11 protein-coding genes are annotated in these 11,291 nt (G+C 65.6%); 5 read left to right on the top strand and 6 right to left on the bottom strand.

The window, feature by feature from the left end; translation table 11 throughout:
- From Q358_RS0112400 to Q358_RS0112385, 4 genes are all read right to left on the bottom strand, one after another.
- Positions 1-218: ISAs1 family transposase (locus tag Q358_RS0112400; RefSeq protein WP_043488269.1), on the bottom strand; the 218-nt coding region annotated here is incomplete at its 3' end.
- Positions 219-495: 277 nt separating this feature from the next.
- A complete protein-coding gene (locus Q358_RS0112395) occupies positions 496-2,706 on the bottom strand; it encodes a polysaccharide biosynthesis tyrosine autokinase (protein WP_027962299.1) in 2,211 nt (736 codons plus the stop codon).
- 57 nt (positions 2,707-2,763) lie between these two features.
- Positions 2,764-3,195 carry a low molecular weight protein-tyrosine-phosphatase gene (locus Q358_RS0112390; protein WP_027962298.1) on the bottom strand — a complete coding sequence of 144 codons (432 nt, stop codon included), beginning with the start codon at positions 3,193-3,195 and terminating at the stop codon, positions 2,764-2,766.
- Positions 3,195-4,319, bottom strand: coding sequence for a polysaccharide export protein (locus tag Q358_RS0112385; RefSeq protein WP_027962297.1), 1,125 nt, complete (start codon positions 4,317-4,319; stop codon positions 3,195-3,197). The genes Q358_RS0112390 and Q358_RS0112385 overlap by 1 nt, the downstream gene beginning before the upstream one ends.
- Positions 4,320-4,647: 328 nt before the next feature.
- On the opposite strand from Q358_RS0112385, the gene Q358_RS0112380 reads away from it, so the two are divergent.
- The 5 genes from Q358_RS0112380 (at position 4,648) to Q358_RS0112360 (ending at position 9,323) form a co-directional block, all read left to right on the top strand.
- Positions 4,648-4,854 carry a hypothetical protein gene (locus tag Q358_RS0112380; protein WP_027962296.1) on the top strand — a complete coding sequence of 69 codons (207 nt, stop codon included), beginning with the start codon at positions 4,648-4,650 and terminating at the stop codon, positions 4,852-4,854.
- 13 nt (positions 4,855-4,867) lie between these two features.
- Positions 4,868-5,581: a YjbF family lipoprotein gene (locus Q358_RS0112375; RefSeq protein WP_084286549.1), complete on the top strand. Its 714-nt coding sequence runs from the start codon at positions 4,868-4,870 to the stop codon at positions 5,579-5,581.
- Entirely contained in the window at positions 5,572-6,384 is an 813-nt protein-coding gene (locus Q358_RS0112370) for a capsule biosynthesis GfcC family protein (protein ID WP_027962294.1), read from the top strand. The genes Q358_RS0112375 and Q358_RS0112370 overlap by 10 nt, the downstream gene beginning before the upstream one ends.
- Positions 6,381-8,498, top strand: a complete 2,118-nt coding sequence (locus tag Q358_RS0112365) for a YjbH domain-containing protein (RefSeq protein WP_211248333.1) — start codon at positions 6,381-6,383, stop codon at positions 8,496-8,498. Before Q358_RS0112370 ends, Q358_RS0112365 begins: the two co-directional genes overlap by 4 nt.
- 246 nt (positions 8,499-8,744) lie before the next feature.
- A complete protein-coding gene (locus tag Q358_RS0112360; protein ID WP_027962292.1) occupies positions 8,745-9,323 on the top strand; it encodes an OmpW/AlkL family protein in 579 nt (192 codons plus the stop codon).
- A 308-nt stretch (positions 9,324-9,631) separates the two neighbouring features.
- On the opposite strand, the gene nqrM is transcribed toward Q358_RS0112360, so the two are convergent.
- Both nqrM and nqrF read right to left on the bottom strand, forming a co-directional pair.
- Positions 9,632-9,886: a (Na+)-NQR maturation NqrM gene (gene nqrM / locus Q358_RS0112355; protein ID WP_027962291.1), complete on the bottom strand. Its 255-nt coding sequence runs from the start codon at positions 9,884-9,886 to the stop codon at positions 9,632-9,634.
- Between the two features lie 131 nt (positions 9,887-10,017).
- The gene (gene nqrF, locus Q358_RS0112350) at positions 10,018-11,250 is read right to left on the bottom strand and encodes an NADH:ubiquinone reductase (Na(+)-transporting) subunit F (RefSeq protein ID WP_027962290.1); all 1,233 of its coding nucleotides are present in this window, start codon (positions 11,248-11,250) and stop codon (positions 10,018-10,020) included.
- Positions 11,251-11,291 lie beyond the last annotated feature (41 nt).

Raw genomic sequence — 11,291 nt, 5'->3', positions numbered from 1 at the left:
GTATCGTGACTCGGCACGCCAGCCTCAAAATCGCCGTACTGGCGGAGAAAATCTAACTTCGCGTGGCCAAAATCTTCGATTTCGTCCCAACCTTCTGCACCACAGATCACCGCACAGACGATCAGAAACAGGATATCCGACAGCTGATGCTGCACTTTCCACGCCTGGCGGAAGTCGGGAACAATCGATAAATGGTGCATAAGAGACGGTGTCAGCATCGGATCATCCATGAGCGAAAGCTGCTAGATGACCACATGAGCTCCTATTGGTAAAGCGCTACGAGGCCCGTCGTAGAGCGGTTTTTCATGCATTTTCCCTGTGCCAAGCGGTTAGGCACGCTACCGCCCCAGGGTGTCCATGGCGCATCCCTGAGGCCGTTTGCTGAGTGTTAGCGAGCTGTCTTGGCTTCCTGGCGTGGGGCCGGGTGTGGGCTCAGCCCAAATTGCTGTTGGGCTGGGCTCCGGTGCTGTTCGTCAAGGGTTTCCGGCTTGGCACCTATTTATAGGAATACGCGTAATAACCGTATCCGTAGTAGGTGGAGGCCCTTTGCTCCATGGCGTTGAGGATGATGCCCTTGAGATCGACGCCCGTGGCCTGCAGGCGGCGGCTGGCGATCTGGATTTCCTTCACCGGGTTCTGCTGGAAGCGCGCCACCATCAGACTGGTATCACACTGCTTGCCGACGATGGCGGCGTCTGTGACGGCGAGAATCGGCGGGGTGTCGATGATCACCAGGTCATAGGTGGCCCCCACCTCTTCCAGAAACTCGCTGAACCGGACATTCATCAACAACTCGGACGGGTTGGGCGGCGCCTTGCCCCGCGAGACGTAATCCAGCCCTTCGATGCGGGTCTTGCGGATCAGGGCGCCGGGGCCCGACTGGCCGGAGAGCACATCGGAGAGCCCGCCTTCCGCTTTCTCACCGAAGGCGTGGTGCACGTGCCCCTTGCGCAAGTCGGCGTCCACCACCAGCACGCGCTGGCCGGCCTGGGCACAGACGACCCCCAGGTTGATGGAGATAAAGCTCTTGCCGATATTCGGGCTCGGGCCGGTGATCATCAGCCGGTTATTGCCGGCTTCCATCATGGCGAAGTGCAGGCTGGTACGCAGGCCGCGCAGCGCCTCTACCGCACTGTCGGTAGGGGCCCTTTCGGCCAAGAGCCCCCCGCTGATGCTGGATGCCTTCCTGTCGCGGCGATGCTTGACCCGCTGAGCCAGCTTGGTCTGTTCTTCGGACAGCGGAACGGTGGCGTATACCGGCATGCCGGCTTCTTCCAGCTGTTCCGGCGACTCGACCCCACGGCGCAGCAGGCCACGCAGCAGCACGAAGCCCACGCTGAGCATGCCGCCCAGTAGCGTCGCCACTATCACGATCAAGGGTTTTCTGGGCTCGATCGGGGTGCCAGCGACCAGGGCATCGTCGATGATACGCACATTACCCACGGTACCCGCGCGAGCGACCTCCAGTTCCTGGGTCTTGTTCAGCACATTGACATAGATGGCCTGGGTCACCTCTACATCCCGAGTCAGGCGCACAACCTCCTGCTGCGCGGCGGGTAGCTCGTTGACCCTCTCGTTGAGCTCGGCACGCTCCTGCTGCAGCTGGCGCTTCTTGCGCAGCAGGGTCTGATAGGCCGGGTGATTGGGCGTGAAACGCTGGGCCAGCTCCGCCTCCTGGAATTCCAGCTCGTTGAGCTGCTGCTCCAGGGCGATAAACTGCTCGATTGCCGCCTGGGACTCGCTGGAAAGATCGACGCTGTCCATTTCCACGCGATAGCTGTTCAGCTCGTCTTCCGCCTGGCTCAGCTGGGCACGCAACTCCGGGGCCTGCTCACGCAGGAACTCCAGGCTCTGCTGGGCCTCCGCCGACTGGCGCTCCACATTCTGGGTGAGAAAGGTCTCCGCCACGGCATCCAGCGCCGTGCGAATTTCCTCGCGATCGGTGCCGTTCAGGGTGAGCCTCAGCATGCCGGTGCTGCTGTTGCGCCCGCCGCCGACCTCAGCCACCGTTAACCGGGACTTGAGATTGCCGGTGGCCGCGGGGATGGAGCGCTTTTGCAACACAAATTCGGCCCCCTCGGGGGCCTGCCAGTCGGCGATGCGCAGCTGGATGCCCCCCTGCGCCAGGTCGGCCAGGCTACCCACCCGCCCTTCCCCCAGGCGTTCGTCGTCATGCCAGAGCGAATAACGCTCGCTCCCCTCCACACGCAGGGTGAGGGGCAGGCCTCGCCACTTCCTGGCCGCCTCGAAGCGGCCGACCTGAAGGGACTCGCCGGCCCAGATTTCGGGCTCCCCCTGGCGAAAATCCGGGCGCTCCACGCCGTTACGGCGGAAGAAGCCGCCGATCACCGGTAGTTGCCTGGGCGTGACCACGGTATCCAGCCCGATGCGCTCCACCACCTGGCCCAGCACCAGGCGCGACTGCAGGATCTGCACCTCGGCCGCGGTGCTCGACTCGCCCTCTTGCCCGAACACCTCGGAAAGATCCCCCAACGGGCTGACGGACGAGCGCCGCTCGACCTGCACCAGGGCATCGCCCTGATAGATCGGGGTGGCCAGCAAGGCATACGCCGCACCCGCCACCGCGAAGAGCACGGTGACCGCGATGATGAGCCATTTATGGTCAAGCAACAGGCCGAAGAGGCGGCCAAGATCGATTTCATCGGCTGCGGCCGCAGGCGTGGAGTGCTGTTGTGTTTCGCTCATGATGAAGGGTATGAAATCCGTTGGTTATGGGGCCTTGCGCAGACGACACCGGGGTGGCTAGAGGCGCTTCGCCCAGGCGCTCGTCGCATCGTTCAAGAGCCGGTGAGCGTAGGCGAAGGCGTCGCGGCTCTTGCGATAGGGGTCGGGAATCTCGGGCTCGCCGGGCAGCCATCGGCCCAGCGTCATGGTCTTGCCCAGGGCCTGGGGCGCCAATTCACCGACGGCCCGGCGCTGCCCCTGGCTCATGACCAGGATCAGGTCGGCCGCCACCAGCATCTCGCGGGTGAGCTGACGGGCCTGGTGGCCGCTGACATCCAGGCCCTCGGCCTCGGCGAGCTCCCGGGCGCCGGGGTCGACGCCCTGACCCACCAGGGCCCCGAGGCCGGCGGAGCTTAACTGCTTGGTCGGCAACGCCCGGCGCAGCATGGCCTCGGCCACCGGGCTGCGGCAGATATTACCGATGCAGACCACGAGAACATGCTCGAACATCAGTTATTAACGTCTCTTACGTCATCCACGGTGCTCGCGGCGGTACCGGGCAGGCTGATGGAGGGCAGCAGCAGGCTGATCACGCGGTTCCAGCGGGCAATGGGGGCCGTCGTCACATAGATCACATCCTGGGGCTGTAACGCGAACTGGCTACCCAGGGAGAAGGCCATGGCATTGCTGACGTCCAGCTGAAAGACCGTCGCGAGCCGGTCGCTGTCCTGCTCCGGCGACTTCGGGCGGATCACGAAGATGCCGGAGGCCTCGGCGCTTCGCTCGTCGATGCCTCCGCTCTGGGAGATCGCATCCGTCAGGGTCAGGCGCTCGTTGCCCACCGGAATATTGCCGGGGCGATTGACCTGCCCCATCACCGAGACCCCCTGGTTCTCGGCGCTGGGGATATGCAGCACATCCCCATCCTGGAGCAGGCGCTCCTGGCGCTTGTCGCCTTGCCGTAACAGGGCGTACAGGGAGAGGCGCTCCTCCTCGCCATCACGGGTCAGGATGACGTCATGCCAGTTGGCGGCCTCCTGCGCGCCGCCCGCCAGGCTCACCGCCTCGGTCAGCGTCAGCGGCACATTGGTGATCGGCAGCCTGCCGGGGTCTGCCACGGCGCCACTGACATAGACCTTCTGGGAGCGGTACGCCGCGATGCCCACATCGATCTGGGGCTCCATGATGAAATTCGACAACTGCCGCGTCAGCAGGGTGCGAACCGCTTCCAGGGTCAGGCCTTCCACCTTCAGGCGCCCCACATAGGGGTAGAAGATGGTGCCATCGCTGCGCACCTGGTTGCCGGCCTCGGCGGCGCTGCGCTCGGCCCCGGCGGGAATCGTCAGCTCGGGGTGGTCATACACGATGATGTTGAGGACATCCCCCTTGCCGATGCGGTACTCATAGGTCGCAAGCGCCCGGGCGAGATCCGCCGGCATGGCACTGGCCCCGTTGACCGATTGGCGGTAAGTGGCCACCAGCCCCGGCGTGATGGGCTCGATATCCACGAGCTCGGCAATGGGCGCTGCCTCATAGCGGTTGTCGATGTGCCCACCCGGGGCCAGCGCACAACCACTTAACCACAGGAGACCGCTCAGGGTTACCGCTAGCTTGATGGATGTTGCATTCGGCATGGCGTCTTGCCCGTCGTGAAGTCATGAAATCGGTCTAAAGATGGTGAAGCATCATACACGACGGCCCGCCCCCCCCTCCACCTCGCGTGATCAAACTCTGGGGCTATCGCCGAGCGCCGGGGTTATCACTAAACGTTATCACCAAACGTTATCCCCGATAGCCTGGCGGCTGCCTCGTTCGGGACTCACCTGGCGAGACAAGTGCCGCCAAATCCATTACCCTTGGGGTCGAACAACATCGACAACCCGGGTGATGGCATGGCCCGGGAGATCACAACGGGAAGGCCTCAGTATGAAAAAAGGTATTGCTCTGGTAGCGATTGCAGGCATGTTGACTACCCCCCTGGCCATGGCCCAGGGCGACGCACCCGACTCCGCCGTCCAGGCGTCGGCCCCGCAAAGCGGTGGCGCCTCCGGCTTCGCCAAGATGGTATCCGAGAACCCGGCGCTGACCATCGGTATCGGTGCCGCCATCGCCGTGGCCATCGGGGTGGCCGTTTCCGGCGGCTCATCCTCTTCTTCCGGTACCAACTAACACCGGAGTGAGCATGCCGTCAGCGTCTTCGCCTTCCGGCAGCGCGACGCGACAGAGCCGCCCAAGGGCGGCTCTCTTGTGTCTGCGCGCCGCCTTTTTCGTCGGCTCTGCCCTGCTGCCATTGGCCATCGCGGGCTGTGCCAGCGGTGGGGCCTCCCCCATGGCTGCCCTGTTCAGCGACGCGCTGAGCGAGGAAAAAGGCCTCGCCGACAGGGCCGCCGGGATTCCCTATGCCAGCCTACGGCTGGATGCCGGCGACCGCCAGGGGCTGGTGGTACTCGCCGCCCAGGCCAATGGCGAGACCTACTGGCCCACCGGCAACCAGGGCCTGGTCACGCTGCGCCACGAGGGCCTGCATACCACCGTGGGGCTTGCGCAAAACCTGCTGGATACGGCCTTTCCCGCCCTGCCCGATACCCAGGCCCCCTGGCGACAGCAAGACCCGACGACATTTCGCCTGATCCGCACCTGGCAAGACCCCGCTGGCCTGCCGCGCCGGATGGCCGCCACGGGCCGCCTGGCGTGTGGCGAGCCGGAAGCCCATGCGCTGCCACTGGCCACCCTGACCCTGGAACCCTGTGAAATGACCCTGCAATGGGCCAATGGCGAGGCCACCGCGGGCAAGCTGTGGCGCGACCCCCAGAGCCTGAGGCTATGGGCCGGCGAGGAGCAGGCCTGGCCGGACGGCCCCACCCTGGAATGGGAGGTGGCAAGACAATGGTGGTAACCACGCGCCTCCCGAAGGCAAGGGTAATCGGCACAGCACTGATGCTCGCCGGGCTGGTGTTGGCCGGGTTGCTATTGCCCCTGGCGGCAATCGCCCAGCAGCCGGCGCCCCGGCTATCGGATGCCTGGCTCGACACCCTGAAGCAGAGCGACCGGCGCGTGACCTGGCGCCATGCCTTCGCACTGGAGCAAGCCACCGCCGACGCGCTCGACTTTCAGCGCCGGCGGCTCATGGCGGAGCTCGGCCCCCTGGTCACCGAGGCCCGGCTCATCGATCGGCCGGCGTTGGCCGCGGGCCTGCGCGCCTGGCACGCCGAGCTCGAGGGACAACCCGCCCTGCCCGCCAGGACCCCCGGGCGCCACGATCTGCCCTGGCTAGGCGCCCATCAGCGCGGCGACCTGCCGCTCGACGATATCTCGCTCTGGGGCCATTGCCCCGTGCCCTCCTGGGTCGAGGTCTGGCATCACGGCGGGGTATCCAGGGTTGCCTGGCGCCAGGACATGACTCTCGCCCAGGGCCTTGCCGCCCTGCCGGAGACGGCCACTCGGCAGGCCGAAACGGCGACCCTGATAACGCCCGTCGGCACGCTATATACCCGGGGCATCGCCGCCTGGAACCACCAGGCCACCCCGCTCACGCCGGGGAGCCGGGTGATATTGCCGCTGCCCGAGTCCGGGCCTTACAGCGCCGCGGCCCGGGTCGTCAATCGGCGCCTTCCCGGCTATCTCGCCACCCGGCTGCCCGGAGATGCGTGTGAGGTATTCGAACACAACGACACCGGAGTGAGGGAACCAACCCAATGAGCAGCAAGCACCTCAGGGCCAACTCCCGGGTCAACTGCCGACCATTGGCTCACCCGGGCGCCCTGCTCCTGGCGGCCATGGCCTCGCCCGCCCTGGCGGATGGCCTGGCCGGCGAGCTGGGTACCGGCCAGAGTGACTTCGGCGGCGTGGGCCTGATGCAGACACCATCGGCACGCATGGCCCCCATCGGCAGCATGATGGTGGGCTTCAGCCGGACCTCGCCCTATCGTCGCTACAGCCTGTTCTTCCAGCCCGCGGAATGGCTCGAGGGCGGGTTCCGCTACGTGGAGGTCGAGGATCGCGGCTCCGAGCTGTTCGATCGCTATCTCGACAAGGGCTTCGATATCAAGCTGCGCCTGCTCGAGGAAAGCCGCTACTGGCCCCAACTGGCCCTGGGCTTGCGGGATGTGGGCGGCACTACCCTGTTCGGCTCGGAGTACCTGGTGGCCAGCAAGCGCTGGTACGACCTCGACTTCAGCCTGGGCCTGGGCTGGGGCTATCTGGGCAACGCCGCGGATGCGGACTCGCCCCTCGGCTGGGCACACGACCGCTTCGATGAGCGTCCCGATGATGCCGGTGGCGACCAGGGCGGCGAGTTCGCCCTGGATGCGCTGTTCCGCGGCCCGGTGGCGGTATTCGGCGGGGTGGAGTATCAGACCCCCTGGGATCCGCTGGTACTACAGCTGGAATACGAAGGCAATGACTACGCCAACGAACCGCTGGCCAATGACCAGGAGCAGGAGAGCCGCTTCAACTACGGTGCCCGGCTTGGCCTGACCGATAACCTGGAGGTGCGCGCCGGCTGGCAGCGGGGCGATACCGCCATGGCCGGGGTCAGCTACGCCATCGACCTGGCCGGGCTCGGCCAGGTCAAGCGCGACCCGCCACCGGCGGATCCCCAGGCCGCCCCCCGGGAGAACTGGGCGGCCGTGAGCCAGGAACTCCAGGACAATGCCGGCATCGCCGTGTCATCCATCTCCCGGGATGGCCGTGACCTGACCGTGACCGGCGAACCGGTCACCTACCCCTCGCTGATGCACAGCGAGGTGCGCGCCGGGCGCATCCTCAACGCCCAGGCCGACGACGGCGTGGAACGCTTCCGCTTTCGCTGGGAGAACCGCGGCCTCTCGCTGCGCGAGGATGTCCACGACCGCCGTGCCCTGGTGGCGGCGACCCGCTCCACCGACAGCGAGGACGATCACCTCTACGGGCTCTATGCCCATGCCGAGCTGCGTGAGCCCCGCGGCGAGGTGCTCTACGAGGCGCAGCCCCGGCGGTTCGACTGGAGCCTGGGGCCGCGCCTGGATCAGAACTTCGGCGGCCCGGACGGCTATCTCTATCGGCTGATGGCGGTACTCGACGCCGAATACCGTACCGATCGCCACGGCTGGTTCTCCGGCCAGGTGGCCTGGACGGCCTTCGACAACCTCGACGACTACGACTATATCGCCGATTCCGAGCTGCCACGGGTACGCACTTATATCGGCGACTACCTGGCCGAATCGAGCCTGGGGATCGAGAACCTGCAGTACACGCGTACCGCCCAGCTGGGCGAAGACTGGTACGCCATGGGCTACGGCGGCCTGCTGGAGATGATGTACGCCGGCGCCGGCGGCGAGCTGCTCTATCACCCCTTCGACAGCCCGGTGGCCCTGGGCCTGGATGTCAACTGGGTCCGCCAGCGTGACTTCGAGCAAGGCTTCGAGCTGCGCGACTACGACGCCTGGACCGGCCACCTGACCGGCTATGTGGACACCGGCATCGAGGACGTCCTGGCCAAGTTCAGTGTGGGTCGCTACCTCGCCGGCGATGTGGGCACCACACTGGACCTGTCGCGTGAATTCAACTCCGGCGTGCGCATCGGCGCCTGGGGCACCTGGACCGATGCCGATGATGATTTCGGCGAAGGCGGATTCGACAAGGGGCTCTATCTATCGATCCCCTTCGACGCCATGTTCACCCGCTCGAGCCGCGACCGCGCCGACATCGCCTGGCGACCCCTCACCCGCGACGGCGGCGCCACCCTGGACCGACGCTACTCGCTCTACGGCATCACCGAAGAACGCGACCTCGGCCGCTACTGGCAGGAACACAAAAGCGCCGCCTGGGAGTAGGCCCGCGGCACTCTCGGGGACAGTCCCCATACCCCCGGGGACAGTCCCCCCACCATCGGGGACAGTCCCCCTACCATCGGGGACAGTCCCCCACCACCGGGGACAGTCCCCCACCACCGGGGACAGTCCCCCACCACCGGGGACAGTCCCCCACCACCGGGGACAGTCCCCCACCACCGGGGACAGTCCCCACGGCCCTTTCGGGGACAGTCCCCGATTACTTTATTTTGATAAGGAGACTCCCCCATGCGAATGATTTCTGCACTTGCCGCCAGCACTCTGGCACTCACCCTCGTTGCCGGTCAGGCCATGGCCTACCAGGCGGGTGACGTATACGTACGGGGCGAATTCGGGAAGTCGGATCTCGACACCGATGCGCTCTCCCGCGAGAACGCGTTCGGCTTGGCCGGCGGCTACCTCTTCTACAACAAACTGGGCGTGGAGCTGGGTATCGGCGAAGACGTCGAGCATGACTACGCGCTAGGCACCGGTGATGCCGGAAGCCTCGACCGCATGCCCGCCAACCTACTGCTCCAGTTCTACCCGCTGGGTGGCGTGGCGGATGCCCGCGTGCAGCCGTTCGTCGGCCTGGGCATGAACTACACCCGCTTCTCCAGCGTCAGCGGTGCCGGCATGGACGTGGACGACAGCTACGGCATCGCCGGCCAGGCAGGGATGGATCTGGTCATTACCGATAATCTCAGCGCCACCGGCTTCGCCCGCTACGCCGACGTCGACGCCGAATTCGAGAAGTCCGGCACAACCGTCGACGACGTACGAGTCGACCCGCTGACCGTCGGCGCGGGTGTCACCTACCGCTTCTAAGCAAAGGGGACAGTCCCCAGGGGTATGGGGACTGTCCCCGCCTGTGGGGGACTGTCCCCGTTGGTATGGGGACTGTCCCCGGGGTTGGGGGACTGTCCCCGGCGGTTGAGGGACTGTCCCCGGCGGTTGGGGGACTGTCCCCGGCGGTTGGGGGACTGTCCCCGGCGGTTGGGGGACTGTCCCCGGAGGTTGGGGGACTGTCCCCGGAGGTTGGGGGACTGTCCCCGGCGGTTGAGGGACTGTCCCCGGCGGTTGGGGGACTGTCCCCGGCGGTTGGGGGACTGTCCCCTTCTCTACTGTCCCCTTCTCTACCGCCGGGTGGCGTCGTAGCCCAGGTCGGCGCCGCGGCTCTCGTCGCTGCGCCGGCGCTCGCTGGCAGGCTTGCGGTTCTCTTCCTCGCAGACATCGTCCTTGCCGCCGCAGATCTCGCAACCGTCCTTGAGGCCGAGCTGGTTGAGCCCGCCACATGAGCCGGCGATGGGCTTGCGGCCCATGATCACGCCGACGGACATGGCCGCCACGATCAGCAACATGAAGGCGAAGGCCATAAGCCAGATAGTCATCAGGTTCTCTCCTTGGGACGTACAGGGTAGACAGTGTGTGTTGCTGCGCGTTCGGCCGAAAACGGGGCCTGCTCATACAACGAGGGCCGGCCTTGTGGCCGGCCCTCGTCATCACCCGAAGACGCTTGGCATCATCCGCCGAAGTCGTCCAGCATGATGTTCTCGGGCTCCACCCCGAGATCCAGCAGCAGCTTGATCACCGAGGCGTTCATCATGGGCGGTCCGCACATGTAGTACTCGCAGTCCTCGGGGGCCGGATGGTCCTTGAGGTAGTTCTCGTAGAGGACGTTATGGATGAAGCCGGTGGGGCCTTCCCAGTTGTCCTCGGGCTGCGGGTCGGAGAGCGCCAGGTGCCACTCGAAGTTGTCGTGCTCTTCTTCCAGCTTGTCGTACTCTTCGTTGTAGAAGGTCTCGCGCCAGGAGCGCGCCCCGTACCAGAAGGTGATCTTGCGCTTCGAGTCGAGGCGCTTGAGCTGGTCGAAGATATGGCTGCGCATCGGCGCCATGCCGGCACCGCCACCCACGAAGACCATTTCGGCCTCGGTGTCCTTGGCGAAGAACTCGCCGAAGGGCCCCATCACCGTGACCTTGTCGCCCGCCTTCAGGCTGAAGGCATAGGTCGACATCAGACCCGGGGGATGGTCGGTGTTGGGCGGCGGCGTGGCGATGCGGATATTGAACTTGAGGATGCCCTTCTCTTCCGGGTAGTTCGCCATGGAGTAGGCGCGGATGATTTCCTCGTTGTTCTTGTGGGAGACGTTGAACAGGCCGAACTTCTCCCAGTCGCCCCGGTACTCCTCATCGATATCGAAGTCCTTGAAGGCGATATCGTAGGGCGGCGCCACCAGCTGCACGTAACCGCCGGCGCGGAAGGCCACGTCCTCGCCCTCGGGCAGCTTGAGGTTGAGCTCCTTGATGAAGGTGGCGACGTTGGGGTTCTCGATGACCTCGCATTCCCACTTCTTGACGCCGAAGACCTCCTCGGGCACCTCGATGCTCATGTCCTGCTTCACCGGTACCTGACAGGAAAGACGCCAGCCGTCCTTCTTCTCACGCATGGTGAAGTGGGCCTCCTCGGTGGGGAGGATGGCACCGCCCCCCTCCTCGACGCGGCACTTGCACTGGGCGCAGGAGCCGCCGCCGCCACACGCGGACGAGAGGAAGATGCCGTTGGCGGCCAGGGTGTTGAGTAGCTTCCCCCCGGCCTGGGTAGTGATGGTGTTCTCGGGATCACCATTGACCTCGATCTGCACATCGCCGGTGCTGACCAGCCGGCTGCGCGCGGCCAGGATCACCGCCGTCAGACCGATGATGATCACGGTAAACATGACCACACCGAGCAAGATGACTGATGTATCAACCATGTCGGTTTCCTATTGCTAGACGTTGTCGGGTGCCCGGCGCC

Source organism: Halomonas halodenitrificans DSM 735, from assembly GCF_000620045.1.
GTDB lineage: Bacteria > Pseudomonadota > Gammaproteobacteria > Pseudomonadales > Halomonadaceae > Halomonas > Halomonas halodenitrificans.
Note: the sequence above shows the minus strand (reverse complement) of the source record. Positions and strands in the feature narration are given on the sequence as shown.